Annotated in this window: 11 protein-coding genes; 1 reads left to right on the top strand and 10 read right to left on the bottom strand. The window is 72.0% G+C overall.

Annotated features, from left to right (window positions below):
* Nucleotides 1–6: 6 nt before the first annotated feature.
* The 8 genes from OUQ99_RS21425 to eccD form a co-directional block, all read right to left on the bottom strand.
* Nucleotides 7–366 (bottom strand): hypothetical protein, encoded by a 360-nt coding sequence (locus OUQ99_RS21425; protein WP_267945584.1) that lies wholly within the window; start codon nt 364–366, stop codon nt 7–9.
* Between the two features lie 48 nt (nt 367–414).
* The gene (locus OUQ99_RS21420; protein ID WP_378554433.1) at nt 415–753 is read right to left on the bottom strand and encodes a YbaB/EbfC family nucleoid-associated protein; all 339 of its coding nucleotides are present in this window, start codon (nt 751–753) and stop codon (nt 415–417) included.
* Nucleotides 644–3,955, bottom strand: coding sequence for a hypothetical protein (locus OUQ99_RS21415; protein ID WP_267945583.1), 3,312 nt, complete (start codon nt 3,953–3,955; stop codon nt 644–646). Before OUQ99_RS21415 ends, OUQ99_RS21420 begins: the two co-directional genes overlap by 110 nt.
* 32 nt (nt 3,956–3,987) lie before the next feature.
* On the bottom strand, nt 3,988–6,804 hold the full coding sequence (locus OUQ99_RS21410) for an AAA family ATPase (RefSeq protein WP_267945582.1): 2,817 nt from the start codon (nt 6,802–6,804) through the stop codon (nt 3,988–3,990).
* 120 nt (nt 6,805–6,924) lie between these two features.
* A complete protein-coding gene (locus OUQ99_RS21405) occupies nt 6,925–7,227 on the bottom strand; it encodes a WXG100 family type VII secretion target (RefSeq protein ID WP_267945581.1) in 303 nt (100 codons plus the stop codon).
* A 51-nt stretch (nt 7,228–7,278) separates the two neighbouring features.
* On the bottom strand, nt 7,279–7,605 hold the full coding sequence (locus tag OUQ99_RS21400; protein ID WP_267945580.1) for a hypothetical protein: 327 nt from the start codon (nt 7,603–7,605) through the stop codon (nt 7,279–7,281).
* A 22-nt stretch (nt 7,606–7,627) separates the two neighbouring features.
* Entirely contained in the window at nt 7,628–9,073 is a 1,446-nt protein-coding gene (gene eccB / locus OUQ99_RS21395) for a type VII secretion protein EccB (protein WP_267945579.1), read from the bottom strand.
* 1 nt (nt 9,074) lies between these two features.
* Nucleotides 9,075–10,475: a type VII secretion integral membrane protein EccD gene (gene eccD, locus OUQ99_RS21390; RefSeq protein ID WP_267945578.1), complete on the bottom strand. Its 1,401-nt coding sequence runs from the start codon at nt 10,473–10,475 to the stop codon at nt 9,075–9,077.
* Nucleotides 10,476–10,691: 216 nt separating this feature from the next.
* Here eccD and eccCa point away from each other — a divergent pair, with 216 nt between their 5' ends.
* Nucleotides 10,692–14,663 carry a type VII secretion protein EccCa gene (gene eccCa / locus OUQ99_RS21385; RefSeq protein WP_267945577.1) on the top strand — a complete coding sequence of 1,324 codons (3,972 nt, stop codon included), beginning with the start codon at nt 10,692–10,694 and terminating at the stop codon, nt 14,661–14,663.
* A 70-nt stretch (nt 14,664–14,733) separates the two neighbouring features.
* Here eccCa and OUQ99_RS21380 read toward each other — a convergent pair whose 3' ends face one another.
* Nucleotides 14,734–15,993, bottom strand: coding sequence for a S8 family serine peptidase (locus tag OUQ99_RS21380; protein WP_267945576.1), 1,260 nt, complete (start codon nt 15,991–15,993; stop codon nt 14,734–14,736).
* A 496-nt stretch (nt 15,994–16,489) separates the two neighbouring features.
* Nucleotides 16,490–16,894: a toxin-antitoxin system YwqK family antitoxin gene (locus OUQ99_RS21375; RefSeq protein WP_267945575.1), complete on the bottom strand. Its 405-nt coding sequence runs from the start codon at nt 16,892–16,894 to the stop codon at nt 16,490–16,492.
* Nucleotides 16,895–16,972 lie beyond the last annotated feature (78 nt).

Here is a 16,972-nt window from a genome sequence, read left to right as displayed (position 1 = left end):
CGGGGGTCACCGGCGTCCTCCGGGACCGCCCGGGGTGTCGACGTCCGGGACGTGATTCACATTGTCCTCTTCCGTACGGCCGAACTTCTCCTTGGTGCCGCCCAGGATGGCGCTCGTGTCCTGCGCCGCGATGACCACGAAGCCCATGTACTCCTCGATGGAGGTCCTGAGCACCCCCAGCGACTTGTCCATGTCGTTGGCGAACTTGTCGCCCTTGCCCCAGATGGTGGGGTCCTCCAGGGAAGCCAGTTCGCTGTTCAGCCACTGCTGGGTCTCTTGGGCGTACTCGGCCGCGTCGTTGACGCTCCAGCTGTTCCTGGCCATGCCGTCGAGATCGGCGAAGAAGCCGTCGCCGCGGTCCGTCATGTCCGTCTCCTCTTCTCGGTCCTCAGCCGCGGGTGCGGCGTGGAACGCCTACTGCCTCGGGTCGTCGGAGGGGATGCCCAGGCGGTCGAGCAGCTTGAGCGGGTCGAGGTCGCCGTTCATGATCTCCTGGGCGCCCGCCACGTCCGGCATGAAGGGGCTGTAGGCCTCCGTGACACGCTCGGCCATCTGGCTCCGCGCCTTGTTGACCACCTCGGTGATGGCGGCGGCCAGCTCGGTGGGGGCCATGTCCCGGTAGGCCTGGGTGTGGAACTTCAGCTCAACCAGTTCCCCCGTCGCGTCCACCTTCGCTCCCACGAGCCTGTTCTTCGCCACGACCTCTTCGGTTGCCGCCTCCAGGCTTGCGCTTGCGTCCACCAGCCGGTCCATCGTCTTGTGAAGCTGTGCCAGTTCCTCTTCCATCTGGCGTTGCATCTGTGAACTCATGCCGGGGTGTTCCCTTCTTGTTCTGGCCGGGGACGGGGCGTCCCAGTGCGGATCTCTGCGCGTCGGCCGTGGTGCCCCAGACCTTCTCGTCCTCGGAGAGCCAGGTGGAGCGCTGCCGGTCGCGGTTGTTGTCACCGCCACCGCCACCGCCGCCCATGCCGCCGCCCATCATGGGGGGCATCATCGGCATGCCGCCCATGCCCCCCATGCCGCCGGCGCCTGTACCCGCACCCGCGCCCCCGGCGCCGGGCTGGCCGTTCAGCCCTCCCGCGCCGCCGAGCCCGCCGAGGCCGCCTGCGGTGCCCTGTCCGCCGGAGGCCCCGTTGGGGCCGCCCGCCGTGTACTGCGTGCCGTCGGGGTTGGCGAACAACGAGGAGCGGTCGGAGCTGTCAGGCGAGCCCGGGCCGTCACTGGAGTAGGGGCTGGGTTCGAGGCCGCCGTAGTTGAGGCCGATGTCGTCGGGCGCCAGCGGCGGCGGCAGGATCTCCGGGATCGGTCCTTCCGGGATGCCGCCGCTGTCCGTGATCGGCTCCCCGGTCTCGGGGTCGATCGGGTAGGGCTGGCCGGTGAGCGGGTCGATGACGTAGGGCTCGCCGGTGACCGGGTTGATCGGTACGTCCTCCCCGGTGCCGGGGCCGTTGAGCCCCAGGTCCGCCGGCGGCGGTGGAGGCTGCAGCACGTAGTCGTCGTCGTTGGAGGTTCCGGGGCCGTTGAGCCCGAGGTCGGGCGGGGGAGCGGGCACGTTGAAGTCGTAGTCGGTCGGCAGCCCGGTCGACGGGTCGATGCCGACCGGTTGTCCGGTGACGGTGTCGATGGGCAGGACCTGCCCGGTCTCGGAGTCGTAGTTGATGGGCAGGCCGGTGTCGGGGTTGTACGGCAGGCCGGTTCCGGGGTCGACGGGGAAGGGCTCGCCGGTCTCGGGGTTGAGCGGGAGCCCTGTCGCCGGGTCGAACTCCAGGGAGCTCCCGGTCTCCCCGATGGGGAGCGGCTGTCCGGTGACGGGGTCGACGGGGAGCGGTTCTCCGGTGACGGGGTCGATGGGCAGGACCTGCCCGGTCTGGGGGACGAAGTTGATGGGCAGGCCGGTGTCGGGGTTGAAGGGCCGACCGGTCTCGGGGTCGATGGGGTAGGGCTCGCCGGTCTCGGGGTTGAGCGGGAGCCCTGTCGCCGGGTCGAACTCCAGGGAGCTCCCGGTCTCCCCGATGGGGAGCGGTTCTCCGGTGACGGGGTCGATGGGCAGGACCTGCCCGGTCTGGGGATCGAAGTTGATGGGCAGGCCGGTGTCGGGGTTGAAGGGCAGGCCGCTCTCGGGGTCGATGGGGTAGGGCTCGCCGGTCTCGGGGTTGAGCGGGAGCCCTGTCGCCGGATCGCGCTCCAGGGAGCCGTTGTAGCCTGCCGGACCGCCGCGGCCGCTTCCCGGGCCGTTGAGCCCGAGGTTCGGGGGCGGGGGCGGGGGGATGAAGGGCCCGTTCATGCCGGGGTCGCTGCCGCCGCCCTGGCCGGGGCCGTTGAGGCCGAGGTCGTTCGGGGGCGGCGGGGGCGGGGGCATGAGGGGACCGTTGTCGCCCCCCTGGCCGAAGCCGGGGCCGTTGAGGCCGAGGTTCGGAGGAGGCGGGGGGAGCGTGACGGGGCCGCCGGCCCCCTCGGGACCGCCGATCCCCTCGGGTCCGCCGTTGCCGGGGCCGTTGAGGCCCAGGTCCGGTGTGAACGGCGGCGGGCCGCCGAGACCCTCGGGGCCGCCCTGGCCGGGGCCGTTGAGGCCGAGGTCGTTCGGGGGCGGCGGGGGCGGGGGCAGGATCTCGTTGTTCCCGGGGCCGTCGCCGCCGGTTCCGGGGCCGTTGTACGGGAGCTGCGGGGGAGGCGGCGGCGGTGGCGGCGGGGGAGGCGGAGGACCTGGCATGTCCTCCTCGTCCCAGCCGCTGAAGGGGTTGTCGATCTCCCAGTCGTCGAACGGGTTGTCGATCTCCCAGTCGTCGAACGGGTTCTCGGGGCCGCCTCCGCCTCCGCCACCGGGGCCGGGACCGGGGCCGGGGCCCGTCGGCGTCTCCGTCGGGAGCGAGGTGGGAACCTCGATGCGCGGCAGGACGTCGTTGACGCTCTTGTAGTAGAGCGCCATGTTGTCGCGCAGTTCGTTGACGGTCTCGTAGACCCCCTTGTAGTGGTCCCGGAACCTCTGGTACAGCGTGTTGTTGATGTTGTCCTGGGTGGCCTGGTCGCCGGGGATGCCCATCACCGGCTCCCCGCCGGGCGGCCCGTTGTTGATCAGGACCTGGAACTGGTCCCGCTCCGGGTTGAACGTCTCCGTCCCCGCGGAGGTGTGGAAATACCAGGTGTCGAGGACGCCCTGGACGGTGCCGCCCGTGCCTTTGAGGGCTTCGCTCACCGCCTTGGCGAGCCCGCTGGTACCGGGCTTCAGGCTCTCCCTGAGATCCCCCAGCTGCTTCGTGTAATCGGGGATCTTGTCGTAGACCACGGTCATCCGGTACGCCAGGTCCTTGAGGCGGTACTGGTACGCCGCCGCGGCCGAGCCCTGCATGGGCCCGTCGGGGGTGTCGATCTCCTTCCAGAGCTTGTTCAGGCTGCCGCCCCCCTCCCCGTCGATGTAGGGGGCCAGCTTGTCGCGCAGGTTGTTCAGGTCGTCGATGGTGTTCTGCAGCCGCCTGAGGTCCCAGCTGGTGGACACCAGCTTGTTCGCCTCGTAGTCGGCGACGTGGGCCAGGTTGCTCAGCTGCTGGCGGAACGTGTCCTGCGGGGGGGCTCCCTCCTCGTGCAGGCTCTCCTTGCCATCGCTGAGGGTCTTCTCACCCCACAGGTGTCTCTGCATCGTGTAGCCCGCGTAGTCGATGCCGTAGGTCTCGTAGGAGTAGCCGTAACCGCTGGGCGTCGACATGTAGGCCGTGTAGTAGTCCCGGTAGCTCCACCAGCGGTCCATCTCGTGGCCGCCGTAATTCCAGGAGAAACCGGTGAAGGGGTTGGTGTTCTCGTGGAAGTGGTAGCGCCCGTCGGCGACCCAGGGGTCCTTGGTGACCGTGTCGATGCCGACCATCGGCGGATAGGAGCCCCCTTCGTCGCTGTCGGCGAAGATGTTCATGAGCTCGTGCAGTGGTTGGTCCGGAAGGTCTTCCAGTTCTCTTTCCGGCGGCATGTTCCCCTCCTTCTATGGATCGCGCCTCGGGGCTAGGCCTCGCTACTGTCCTCGTCCGTGTCCTGGTCGTTCCCGCCGCCGCCGCCGCCACCGCCGCCACCGCCGCCACCACCGCCGCCGCCGCCCGAACTGCTCTGGCTCGGGTACATCAGGTTGAAGATCTCCTGGGCGGTGAGGCTCTGCTCGTCCTCGAGGTCGGCGAAGACGATGAGGTTCTCCGAGAGCCTGTCCTCGATCTGGACCAGCTCCGTCTGCAAGCCGTCGAGGAACTGGTAGATGCTGTTCAGCGAGGAGTCGATCTTCGAGCCGAGGGTTCCGGCCTCCGTGAGGATGGAGGGGTTCCCGAGCCTCTGGTAACTGCCTTCGCCTCCGTACACGGAGAAGTCGGTGACCAGATAGGCGATCTCGTCCTGGAGGGGGGACACGATCTGGGAGCGGAAATCCTTGATCCGTTGGAGGTCGATCTTGGTGCCCTTGTCACCGTTGTCGCCTCTGGTGTCATTGGTCCCGCCGGTGTCGCCCTCTCCCTCTCCTTCTCCTTCTCCCTCTCCTTCTTCCTCCTCTTCCTCCTCTTCCTCTTCTTCTCCCTCGCCTTCTCCTTCTTCCTCTTCTTCTTCCTCTTCTTCTTCCTCTTCCTCCTCTCCTTCTTCCTCCTCTTCCTCCTCTTCCTCTTCTTCTCCCTCGCCTTCTCCTTCTTCCTCCTCTTCGTCCTCGGATTCTTCGTCTTCGGGGTTTTCCTCTTCGTCCCCGGGCTGCTCTTCCTCGTCCTCGCCCCCGGCGCCGTTCCCGCTGCCCTCGCCTTCGGTGTCCTCCTCGGGCCTGTCGGAGGTGACCGCGACGGGGGGCTCGGTGATGTGGGCCGGATCCGTCGGTATCGGGTCATCGCCGGGCGTTTCGTTCCCCGGCCCCGGCCCCGGTTCCAGACGACTCAGATTCTCGTCGGGGGTGTCATCCGGTGCCGTTTCCTCCGGCTCGCCTGGGGTGTCGCCCGTCTCCGTGACAGGGGGCTCGGTCACCTCGACCGGTTCCAGGGGCACCGGCTCCTCGCCGGTGCCGTCGCCTCCCGGCCGGTCCCCGCCGGGGGTCTCCTGCTCGCCGGGAGTGTTGCCCACCACCGGAGGCGGGGTGGCGCCCACGGGAACGCCGGGCGTCCCGCTGCCCGGGTCGGTCGCGCCGGGGCGGTTGCTCTCCACGTGCTCGGGGGAGTCCTCCTCGCCGGGTCCGTCGCCGCCGGGCCGGTCGCCGCCGGGGCGGTCCCCGCCTTCTTCGTCCTGACCGGGCCGGTCGCCGCCGGGGCGGTCCCCGCCTTCTTCGTCCTGACCGGGCCGGTCGCCGCCGGGGCGGTCCCCGCCTTCTTCGTCCTGACCGGGCCGGTCGCCGCCGGGGCGGTCCCCGCCTTCTTCGTCCTGACCGGGCCGGTCGCCGCCGGGCCGGTTCCCGCCTTCTTCGTCCTGACCGGGCCGGTCGCCGCCGGGCCGGTTCCCGCCTTCTTCGTCCTGACCGGGCCGGTCGCCGCCGGGGCGGTCCCCGCCTTCTTCGTCCTCGCCGGGCCGGTCGCCTCCCGGCCGGTCGGGGCCGTCACCGCTCTCGTCGCCTCCCGGCCGGTCCCCGCCGGGGGTCTCCTCCTCGCCGGGTCCGTCGCCGCCGGGCCGGTCCTCCCCCTCTTCCCCCTCTTCGTCCTCGTCCTTCTCGGAGATGGTGATCAGGCCGGTCTCGGGGTCGACCTCCACATTCCCGTCACCGGGGTCGAAGGTCACCTCGCCGGTCTCGGGGTCGAGGGTGAGCTTCAGGTCGCCGACCTCGATCGTGGTCGGCAGAGACTCCCCGTCCTCGCTCGCGCGGGACGTCTCGATCTCGACGGTGCCCTCGGCCGGGTCGATGGTCAGACCCAGGTTCCCGGTCTCGACCGTGAGCGGCGCCGCCTCGGGGTCGAGGGGCACGTTCCGGTCGCCGGGCTCGATGCTGATCGTGTTGGTGTCCGGGTCCAGGACGAACTTCAGCTCGCCCGCCTCGACGGTGGTGACGGCCGTCTCGGGGTCCAGGGTCACGACCGGCGCCCCGGGGATCTCGGAGTCGTTCTCGCCGAAGGCGGGGTCGTCGGCGTCGGCGGAGATGGGCTCCACACCGGTGATCGGTTCCCCGGCCGGGTCCCGTTCCGACTCGTACAGCTCTCCCCGCTCCACCTCGGAGCGGGTCTCCAGGGGGGCGTCGCTGAGGGCGGCGGCTTCCTGAAGCGGCTCCGCGGGCAGCTGCGGGGTCATCGCCTCGAAGGACTGGGGCTCCATCGGCGCCAGCGCCTCCGTCGCCTCCGCCCGCTGGAAGGGCTCCGCGAGAACGGTGGACTCAGGGGCGGTCGTCTCCCCCTCGGGGACGGACTCCGCGTTGGCGGGCACCCCGACGGAGGCGATCGTCGGTTCGAGGGGAAGGGCCGGGGTCCCCTGCATCACCGGTGTGAAATGGCTCTCCGCGTGGAGCGTTTCGCCGGAGACGTCCCCGGCGGGGGCGGACACGGCGACGACGTGCTCGGTGTCCTGCCCTGGGAACACGTGCGGGGAGGCGGTGTCCCCTGCCTGCTGCGCGCCGAACAGCATCACGCCGTCGTCGCCGATGTTCACCCTGGAGTCGCCCGGGTCGAGCACGGCCTCCTGGGTGGAGGTGTCCACCTCGACCGAGGAGCCTGCGTGTCTCAGCAGAAGCAGCCCGCTGGTCAGGTCCACGCTGATCGGGGCGGATTCCGACCGGTTCGTGGTGGTGCTCTGCTCCTCGAGGAGGGCGGCCTCCTCGGTCTCGGTCGGGTCCGGCTCCTCTCCGGAGAGGGCAGCACGGAAGTCGAAGAGGGGGGGCTCCACGTCAGGACCTCCTCACCGCCCACAGGGCGGTCGTTCGTCGGGTTGTCGGGGGTGGGGGATGGGGTGGGGCGGGCGCCCTGAGGGAGTGGTGGGCCGCCCGCCCCGGGGAGGGGGAGTGGACTACAGGAGCGCTTGCCAGTTCATGGCCTCGCGCCCGTCGGTGGAGGAGTAGTTGTTGCGGATCTCGTTGAGGGCGGTCTCCGCCTTGTTCAGAAGAACCTGCATGTCGGCGACGTTGGCCCGCCACGAAGCGACCTTGCGGTCGTACTCCGTGGCCATGGCGCCGTCGAGCTCCGCCTTGACCGTCTGCATCTGGGCGTCGAGCGCCTCGATCTGGTTCTGTACGGCCTGCGTCTGGGTGCGCAGCTCGTTGGTGGCCTCGTCGACGTAGGCGTAGCTGACGTCGAAACCGTTGATGGTCATGGTCTCGCCTTCCGGAGGGGGACTCGTGCGTGTGGGAGCGGTCGGCAGGCCTCAGCCGGACTGGTTCGGGTTGAGCTCGTTCATCCACCGCGAACCGGTGATGACGGCCGCGTCCTCCGTGGCGTGCATGGCGTGGACGGTGCCGCCGAAGGTGCCGATCATCTGGTTCATGTCGTTGGTGATGAGCCGCAGCTCCTCCAGCCAGCCGACGACCGCCTCGCTGTACTTGTTGGAGGCCGCGCCCTGCCAGGACATGCGCAGTTTGTCACGCGTGTTGTCCACGTTGGTGTAGATGGTGTTGCACTGGCTGTGGGCCTCGGTCATCGCCTCCTGGGCGATGCGCTCGGCCTCGTCTGTAGTCCTTGTCCTCTGGTTCACAGGCTCTCCTCGGGTCGTTCCATCAGGGGCATCCGGCGTCCTCGACCATCGACGAGGACGCCAGGGGGAGGGCGGCTGCTTCCGGGTCGAGTACCGGACCGGAGGGCAGCAGCCTCAGGAGGGAGGTCGGGACGGGGACGGCCTGGGCCGTCTCGTACCCGAGGGCGGTCAGGGCGGCATCGTCGACCACCGGGTACTTGGCCGCGCTGTCGGTGACGAGGTAGTGGGTGGTGGCGGCAGCGCCGCCGCCCACCGGCTGGGCGGCGGCGACCGTGCCCCGGCCGGAGGCGATGCCCACCAGGTCGGGGGTCGGGCACCCGGGGACGATGCCGGGCCGCTCCTGCACCGGCCACGCCTCCACCCCGGCGGGGTCGTCCATGGTCAGCGACAGCGAGCCGTCGGGGGCCAGCCGCAGGCACGGCACGCCCGCGCCGACGCCCACCAGCTCCGGCGGGGCGCCCGGGTGGCGCTCCTCGCGCGGGGCGGGGCCGTCGGAGAGCCGGGTGTGCGCCTCGCCGGCGGGCAGGGGCAGCGCCTCGGCGGGGGCGTCGGGGTAGGCGGCGCCCGAGATGTCCGGGTTGGCGAGCAACAGCAGTGCCTGCGTCACGGAGAGCGGCACCAGGCCGTCCCGGGTGAGCAGGTAGTGCTGGTCCCCCTGCCCGGGGGTGGACACCGCGAACACCTGTCCCACCTGCCGGGGCCCGCCCGCCAGCTCGCCCGCGTCCTCACCGGCGCCCGGGACCTCGGGCGCGGTCAGGTCCGGGCCGGTGGGCACGGTGTTGAGGAAGGCGGCGGTGACGGGCAGGGCGTCGCTCGTCCCGTAGCCGAGGGCCTGGACGGCGCCGCCCTCCTCGTCCAGGCGCAGGCGGGTGCCGTTCCACAGCAGTTGCGGAGCCCCGTCCGGCCCGGAGACCAGGACCGCCTGCTCGGCGGAGGGCGGGGTGGGCTCCGGGGCGTCGCCGACGACCAGGGCGGTGCGGCCCCGCTCGTCCTCCTCGCCCTCGGGCGGCAGCGCGCACACCCGCCAGACCGCCTCCTCCAGGCCCGCTTCGGTGGGAAGGGAGTCGGGCGCGGCGGCGATGCCCACGGGGCCGCCCACGGGCACGCCTTCCAGGGACCGGGCCGAGACCAGGCTCACGGCGGCGTCGGCGCCCTGGACCAGGCGGGCGGAGGCGCCGTTGGCCACGGGGCGCAGCACCCCGGCCGAGTACATGTAGGAGGCCCCGGTGTCGCGGTCCACGATCAGCCGGCCCTCCTGGCGCCAGCTGGTGGCGCCTCCGGGGAAGATGAGGCCGAACACGAGGAAGCCGATGCACAGCACCACGCCGATCGCGATGCCGATGTAGGTGCCGGTACGGGTGCGGCGCATGGGGGCGTCGACCGCGTCGGGGTCGCCCTCCAGCATGGCCGTGCCCAGTCGGCCCACGGTGAAGTTGTGGGCCATCACCCTGTCGCGACGTGACTGCATGTCAGCCGCCGATTCCGCGCAGGAGCGAGAACACGCCGAAGATCGCCAGTACCAGGGGCACGATGGCCACCGTCAGCAGCGACTGGATGATCTCGGCGGCCCGGCCCCAGTGGGGCAGCGGCCGTGTGCCCGGCAGGTTCCAGGACACCACCGCCAGGATCGCGGAGGCGGCGAACAGGCCCACCATGGCGAGGGTGCGGGGCAGGGGGTCGGCCGTCCACACCACGACCAGGACCAGTGCGGTCAGCCCGATCCAGGGCGGCGCGACCACGTAGGACCGCTGCCAGGCGCTGGCCAGACCGCGTGACTGGAGCAGCATCACCAGCGACACGATCACGCACAGGGTGATCGGCACCCACCCGGGGGTGGCGCCGAGCACGACCAGGCAGACCGTCAGGACGGCGCCGGTGGCGGCGTACAGGGCGGTCTGGAACCGGTCGGCGAGCTCGGCGCGGTCCAGGACCCCGCGCGCGGGGTAGGGGTCGATGCCCTCCTGGAGCTGGTCGGGGTTGGAGGGCAGCGGCGGCAGTTTCAGACCGGAGAGGCGGAAGGCCAGCTGGGGGGCGAACGTGCCCAGCAGCAGCGCGATGAGCGCCACCAGGGCCGCCACGGCCGGGACCGTGGCGCCGGGGATGAACATCAGGGAAAGCGCGCCCAGCGCGCACAGCACCTCGGCGGTGAACAGGCCGGCGAAGAAGGGCACGGAGCCCGCCACGGCCGCCAGGCCGAGCACGCTGGCCCCGGCGGCGGTCACCGCTCCCGTCAGGACCCGCGCCCCGATCAGCGCGGTGCCGGGGTCCCCCGAGGGCACGGACGCGCCGGCCACCGCCATGTACAGGGTGGCCGCCGCGGCCAGGCCGGTGGCGGCGGCCAGGTCGCCCATGGCGCGCGAGGCCGCCCAGGCCGACAGCAGCATGAGGAGCGACGAGCAGGCCGCCGACACCGCGGTCAGGAGGCCGGGGCCGCCGCTGACCAGGACGGCCAGGCCGGTGAACAGGACCACCAGCCCGAGCGACTGGAGCAGGACGCGCGTGGCCTCGGGGCGCCACCGGTCGGCGCGCTCGCTCATGCCGGTGGCGACGCCGTCGGTCAGGTCGTCGAAGTGCACCGGCGGCAGCTGGTCGCGGCGGGGGCGCAGGTAGAGGGTCTCGCCGTGGCAGAGTCCCAGGGAGCGGAGGGTCTCGTCCTCTTCCAGGGGCTCGTCGCCCAGTTGCTGGAGGACCCAGCCGTCGTGCTCCAGGCCGCTCTCGTCCAGGTCCTCGCCGTTGTCGCCCTCGGCGTAGAGCACGAGGGTGGGCAGGATCTCGGAGAGGGGGACCTCTGTGGGCGCCGCGATCTCGAAGGAGCGCTCGGGAGCGCGGATCAGGAGCCGGCACAGGTCAGGGGAGGCGACATCGTTCATCCGGTGGGGCCCATCATGAGGCAGGGTCGTGACAGGGGTGGAAGTGACGGTAACACTCCGACGACCCATTTTGGAGGTGTGTTGTTTTAAATTTTGGTGTCTGTCACTTTAGTTGGCAACGGTAGTGTTCTGCTTCCGGCGTTCGGTTCCGGACGCCGGTTACGGTCCCCGTTCCGGACCGCCCCCGCTGTTCCCTGCAAGGGAGGACCCCGTCCTGTGAGTACGATCCTCGTCCGCCGTCCCCCGCGGCGCCCCGGGCCGGACCTGCCCTCGGGCGAGGTCAGCCTTCAGGAGCCACCGGAGCTGCCGGAACCACAGGCCAGCGCCTCCTCGGTGTTCACCTACCTGCCGATGGCCATGACCTCGTTGGCGATGATGATGATGATCATCCGCCCCGGGAGCATGATGGGCGGCGGCGGGGGCAACAGCATCATGCCCTATCTGGCGGGCGGGATGATGCTCGTGGGCGCCGTGGTGATGCTCGGCGGCCAGTACCTGCGCACCCTGCTGGAGCGCCGCCGCCAGCTCAACGACGACCGCCGGGACTACCTGCGCTACCTCAAGCAGATGCGCACCCGCCTGCGGGGGGTGGTCACCGAGCAGCGCGACGCGATGCTCTGGCGGGCGCCCCACCCCGACGCCCTGTGGTCGATCGTGCGCACCTCCCGGCTGTGGGAGCGCAGGGGGACCGACGACGACTTCGCCGAGGCGCGCATGGCCGTCGGCGAGCAGGCGCTGTCCATGACGATCTCCCCGGTCTCCTCCAAGCCGGTGGAGGACCTCGAACCCCTCAGCGCCCACGCGCTGCGCCGCTTCATCCGCGCCTACGGAACCGTCGAGGACCAGCCGGTCCAGATCTACCTGCGCGGGTACTCCCGCATCACCATGCGCGGCGACCTGGACGCCAGCCGCGGCCTCGTCCGCGCCCTCATCGGCCAGCTCACCGTCTTCCACGCCCACGACGAGCTGCGCGTGGCCGTGTGCGCCTCCGAGGAGAACCTGGCCCTGTGGTCGTGGACCAAGTGGCTGCCCCACACCCAGCACCCCACCGCCCGTGACGGCGCGGGCCAGGCCCGGCTGCTGTGCACGGACGCGATGGACCTCGAACAGCTCGTCCCGGATCTGGCCGACCGTCCCCGCTTCGACCCCACCGAGACCCCCAGCCGCGAGGAGCCCTTCACCGTCATCGTCGTGGACGGCGGGCGCATCCCCCCGGGGTCGCGCATGCTGGGCGGCGGCTACCGCAACGCCGTCGTCGTCGACGTCGCCGACCCGATGCCCCCCGAGGACGACCCCTACACCCTGGCCCTGCGGGTGGAGACCGAGCGCCTGGTGATGCTCTCCCGCGACCACAGCGGCCGCGACGTCGAGGAGGTGCTGGGCCGGCCGGACTCCCTGAGCCTGTCCCGCGCCACCTCCCTGGGCCGCCTGCTCTCGCCCTACCGGATCGGCATGGTCGTCGAGGTCACCGAGCCCCTCACGACCGACTTCGAGCTGACCGCGCTCCTGGGCATCCCCGACCTGCACCGGCACGACACCGAACGCATGTGGAGCGAGCTGCACGAGAAGGACCGGCTGCGCGTGCCCATCGGCATGAACTCCGACGGCGCGCCGCTGGAGCTGGACCTCAAGGAGTCCGCGCTGGGCGGCATGGGCCCGCACGGCATGCTCATCGGCGCCACCGGCTCGGGCAAGAGCGAGCTGCTGCGCACCCTGGTGCTCGGCCTGGCCCTGACCCACTCCCCCGAGACCCTCAACTTCGTGCTCGTCGACTTCAAGGGCGGCGCCACCTTCATCGGCCTCGACCAGCTCCAGCACACCTCCGCGCTCATCACCAACCTCGCCGACGAGGCCATCCTGGTCGAGCGCATGCAGGACGCCCTGCACGGCGAACTGGTCCGCCGGCAGGAGCAGCTGCGCTCCGCGGGCAACTTCAGCTCCGCACTGGAGTACGAGAGGGCCCGCGAGACCAACCCCGGCATGGAGCCGATGCCCACGCTGTTCGTGGTCGTCGACGAGTTCAGCGAGCTGCTGGCCGCCCACCGCGACTTCATGGACCTGTTCGTCATGATCGGCCGCCTGGGCCGCAGCCTCGGCGTCCACCTGCTGCTGGCCTCCCAGCGCCTGGACGAGGGCCGTATGCACCAGCTGGAGGGCCACCTGTCCTACCGGATCGCGCTGCGCACCTTCTCCGCCATCGAGAGTCGCGGGGTGCTCGGCGTCCCCGACGCCCACCAGCTCCCCTCGGCTCCCGGCAACGGCTACCTCAAGACCGACACCGAGACCCTCACCCGCTTCAAGGCCGCCTACGTCTCCGGGCCCTACCGCGTCAAGCGCCGCGCCGCCCGCAGGAACACGGTCGGCGGCGAGGTGGTGCTCTTCACCGACACCCCCGTGGACGCGACCGCTCCCGAACCCGAGGAGCCCGAGGTCCAGGAGGAGGAGACCGGCGAGTCCCTCCTCGCGACCGCGCTGGAGCGGATGGACGGCCTCGGCCCCGCGGCCCGAGAGGTGTGGCTGCCCCCGCTGGAGGTGCCACCGCTCGTGGACGAGCTGCTCGCCATGGTCGGCACCCGCCTGCCCGCAGGAGGCCTGGCCTGGACGAAGGAGACGGTCCTGCGCGTGCCGCTGGGGATCATCGACCGCCCCTTCGAGCACAGGCGCCTGCCCCTGGTGGCGGACCTGTCCGGGGCCGGCGGACACGTCGGCATCGCGGGCGGCCCCCAGAGCGGCAAGAGCACCATGCTGGCCACGTTCATCCTCACCCTGGCGGTGTGCAACACCCCCGCCCAGGTCCAGTTCTACGGGATCGACTGCGGCGGCGGCGTGCTGACCGCGCTCAAGGACCTGCCGCACGTGGGCAGCGTCGTCACGCGCACCGACGAGCGGCGCATCACCCGCACCATCATGGAGATGAACGAGATCCTCACCAAGCGTGAGGTCTTCTTCGCCGAGAACGGCATCGACTCCATGGGCACCTACCGCAGGCGCCGCTCCGCCGGGGAGTTCGCCGACCAGCCCCACGGCGACGTCTTCTTCGTCATCGACGGCTGGGGCACGATCCGCCAGGACTACGCGGATCTGGTGGGCCCCATCGTCCAGCTCGTGCAGCGCGGCCTCAACTACGGCGTGCACGTGGTGGTCGCCTCCCCCCGCTGGGCCGACTTCCACACCGCCGTCCGCGACCTCATGGGCACCCGCTTCGAGCTGCGCATGGGCGACCCCGTGGACTCCATGGTCCACATGCGCGCCGCGCAGACCGTCCCCCGCGTGCCCGGCCGCGGTATCACCGACACCAAGCACCACCTGCTCACCGGTCTGCCCCGCGCCGACGGGGACGCCGACTCGGTCACGCTGTCCGAGGGCATGGGCGAACTCGTCGAGCGCGTGCGCGCGGCCTGGGACGGGCCGTCCGCCCCGGCGGTGCGCACCCTGCCCCCGATCCTGCACGCCCGGGAGCTGCCCGCCTCCGAGCTCACCCAGATGGGCGGTCTCAAGGTGCCCATGGGGCTGGAGAGTCGCCGGATGCAGCCGTTCTGGCACGACTTCGGCGTCACACCGCACCTGCTCGTGGTCGGCGACACCGAGACGGGCAAGACCACGCTGCTGCGCCACATCACCAACGCGATCCGCAGCCACTACGGCCCCACCACCGCCCGGGTCGTGCTCGCCGACCAGCGCCGCCAGCTCTACGACGCCGTGCCCACGGACATGCAGCTCGGCTACGCGGTCTCGGGCGACAACGTCAAGGAGATGATGGCCGCCGCCGCGCAGGCCATGAAGGCGCGGCTGCCCGGGCCCGACGTCACCCCCGACCGCATCCGCAAGCGCGACTGGTGGACCGGCCCCGAGCTGTTCGTCCTCATCGACGACTTCGAGATGGTCTCCGGAAGCGGCCCCAACCCCCTGACCCCGCTCCTGCCGATGCTCAGCCAGGGTGCGGAGATCGGCCTGCACGTGGTTCTCGTGCATGCCGCGGGCGGTTTCAGCCGGGCCTCCGGCGACCCGGTCATCCGAACGCTCATCGACTCCAACACGCCCAGCATCATGCTGTCCGCCCCGCCCTCGGAGGGCATGCTGTTCGGCAACATCCGTGCGCGCACGATGGCCCCCGGCCGCGCCCTGTGGATCGCGCGCCGCGACCCCGTGGAGGTCCAGTTGGCCATCGCCGAGGGCGCCGAGGACTGAGCCCCGCGACCGGGTCGCGGGCGGGGCCCGTGGAGCACGCCTGGAGGTGTGCCCCACGGGCCCCGCCGCGTCAGCGCACCGGTTCGTCGGAGCGCATCGGCACCGGTTCGCCCGGGCCGGCGGGACGCCACTTGCGCGCGCGCCCGAGCTTGAACACCGCTCCGCCCAGGACGCACAGCACGATGAGCAGGAGGGTCACGGACACCACGGCCGCCGTGGGCGGCGCGTCCACCGAACCGTAGGGGGAGGGATCGGGGACGAACCCCTCGCCCGCCACCCCGGCGGGGACGCCGCCCGGCGCGATGGCCATCGCCGCCAGCGGGTCGATCCTGCCGTGCCCCGACCGGGGGTCCGAGTCCCCCCGGGGGGACTCGTAGGCCGTGGTGGTCAGCCGCTCGCGCACCTGCTCCGCGCTCAGGTCCGGCTCACGGGCCATGAGCAGGGCCGCGGTCCCCGCCACGAACGCCGCGGCCACGCCGTCGCCGGCGGCGGTCACGTGGCCGCCGCCCGGGCCGGTCGCCACCACGCGGTCGCCCGGCGCGATCAGGTCCACGCGGGCCAGGTCTCCGCTGGGCAGGACCAGCGGGCCCTGGGCCACGGGGAGGCCCTCCACGTCGTGCGCGGCCACGCTCAGTACCGACGCCTCCTGGGCGGGCCGCCCCGGCAGCGGTCCCCGGGACGTGGGGACCGTGGCCGGGGCCACGACCAGGGCGTCGGCCTCCTCCGCGGCGGCGACCGCGGACTCCAGCGCGGGGGAGGTCTCCCAGGTGCCCGTGCCCACCAGGACCACGCGGGCCCCCGAGTCCACCGCGCTCCCGATCCCGTCGGCGATCTCCTGCGCGGAGGCCAGGCCGGTCCCCGGACTGCCCGTGGCCACGGCCGTCACCACGGTGTCCGGGGCCACCCCGACCAGACCGCTGCCCTCCACGGACCGGGCGGCGACCACCCCGGCCAGCGACGTGCCGAACCCGAGGCAGTCGGCGGACTGCCCGCCCTCCACGGCGTCGGCCAGCGCGGGGTCGCCGCCGTCCACCTCCGGGGCCAGCAGCGCCACGTCCACCCCCTCGCCGGTGCTCAGGTCGTGGGCCCGCGACAGGCCGAGGAAGTGGTGCGTCCAGGGGGACTGCTCCACGACGTCCCCGCCGGTGGCGGCGCACGGCTGGTTGTCGGCCTTGAAGGGGTGGACCTGCGCGAGCGAGACGGGGTCCTGGGGGGCCTCGGCCGCCGCCGGAGCCGCGGGGAGGGCTGCGAGGAGTCCCAGGGCCAGCGCCGCTGCGGCGGTGCGGCGGCGCCGGGGCCGGGCCGTCCCCGGATCGGTGTGTGCGGTCACCTGGTGTGTGCTCCAGACTGTCAGGGGGTGTCCTCGGGGCGCTCCGCGCCCGGTGGGGGACCCGTACGGGTCGAGGGGGTGCGTCTTCCGCGCGGAGGCCGTACGCGGGGGAGAAGGGCGCCGGGGAAGGTCCCGTGCCCCTACGCTAGCCTCCCCGCGACGCGGCGGACCCGGGGCGGCCGCCCTTCCGGGCGCCTCTTCCGGAACCGTTCCGTCGGGACCCTCCGCGCGGGACGGGGCCGACCCCGCGAGCCCCGCCGGACCCGGCGTGACCGGTGTCCTCCCCCGGGCGGTGACGAGGCCGCGACCGCGGGGGAGGGGCGGCCGTCCGTTCGGACGGAGCCCCGGGAGGAGGACCGACTGCGGTAGCGTACTCCGTTTCGTGTGTACGTTCCATGAGCGTCCGGTGGCCGGTCCGCGTCGTTCTCTCCGGAGCGGCGGCTCCACGGAGGAAGGGCGACGGTCGCGCTGTCCCACCGCCGGGGCGGAGCGGCTCTCAGAGCCAGGGGGCGGGGCGCTGTTCGCCGGTCGCGGGGTCGAATCGGCCGAACTGGGCCCTGTGCCGTTCCTCGCTGACCAGACGGCCTTCGGTGTCCCACCGCAGGGAGAGGCGGTGGTTGCCGGAGACGTCGTTGACGTACTCGAAGACGAGGCGGCCTTCGGCGTCCCAGTGGTGGGAGGGGCCGACGGGCAGGCCTCCGGTGGCGAGGTTGCCCAGGGAGACGACCCGGCCGTCGCTGTTCCAGGCGATGTCGGGACCGCTCGCGACGCCGTTGACGAAGGTGCGCGCCGTCACCCCGGTCTCTTCGGTCTCCACCACTCGACCGGTGAAGCCCCGACCGCGGAGCACGGCCCCGGTCTCCTCCAGGAGGTCGAGGTCCTCTGCGTCGATTCTGCGCAATGGGGCGTCCGTTTTCGTCTACCTCGGAGAACTCTGGGTGGCTCGGGGGCGAATTCTTTCCGGCCCGGTGCGCGGGCG

Source organism: Streptomonospora nanhaiensis, from assembly GCF_026642255.1.
In the GTDB taxonomy this organism is placed as follows: domain Bacteria; phylum Actinomycetota; class Actinomycetes; order Streptosporangiales; family Streptosporangiaceae; genus Nocardiopsis; species Nocardiopsis tropica.
This window is presented reverse-complemented; position numbering and strand designations above follow the sequence as displayed.

What these genes read in the sequence shown, in the direction of transcription:
- OUQ99_RS21405 (WP_267945581.1), bottom strand. Translation starts at nt 7,227, where the DNA reads ATGACCATCAACGGTTTCGACGTCAGCTACGCCTACGTCGACGAGGCC.
- OUQ99_RS21420 (WP_378554433.1), bottom strand. Translation starts at nt 753, where the DNA reads ATGGACCGGCTGGTGGACGCAAGCGCAAGCCTGGAGGCGGCAACCGAA.
- eccB (WP_267945579.1), bottom strand. Translation starts at nt 9,073, where the DNA reads ATGCAGTCACGTCGCGACAGGGTGATGGCCCACAACTTCACCGTGGGC.
- OUQ99_RS21415 (WP_267945583.1), bottom strand. Translation starts at nt 3,955, where the DNA reads ATGCCGCCGGAAAGAGAACTGGAAGACCTTCCGGACCAACCACTGCAC.
- eccD (WP_267945578.1), bottom strand. Translation starts at nt 10,475, where the DNA reads ATGAACGATGTCGCCTCCCCTGACCTGTGCCGGCTCCTGATCCGCGCT.
- OUQ99_RS21425 (WP_267945584.1), bottom strand. Translation starts at nt 366, where the DNA reads ATGACGGACCGCGGCGACGGCTTCTTCGCCGATCTCGACGGCATGGCC.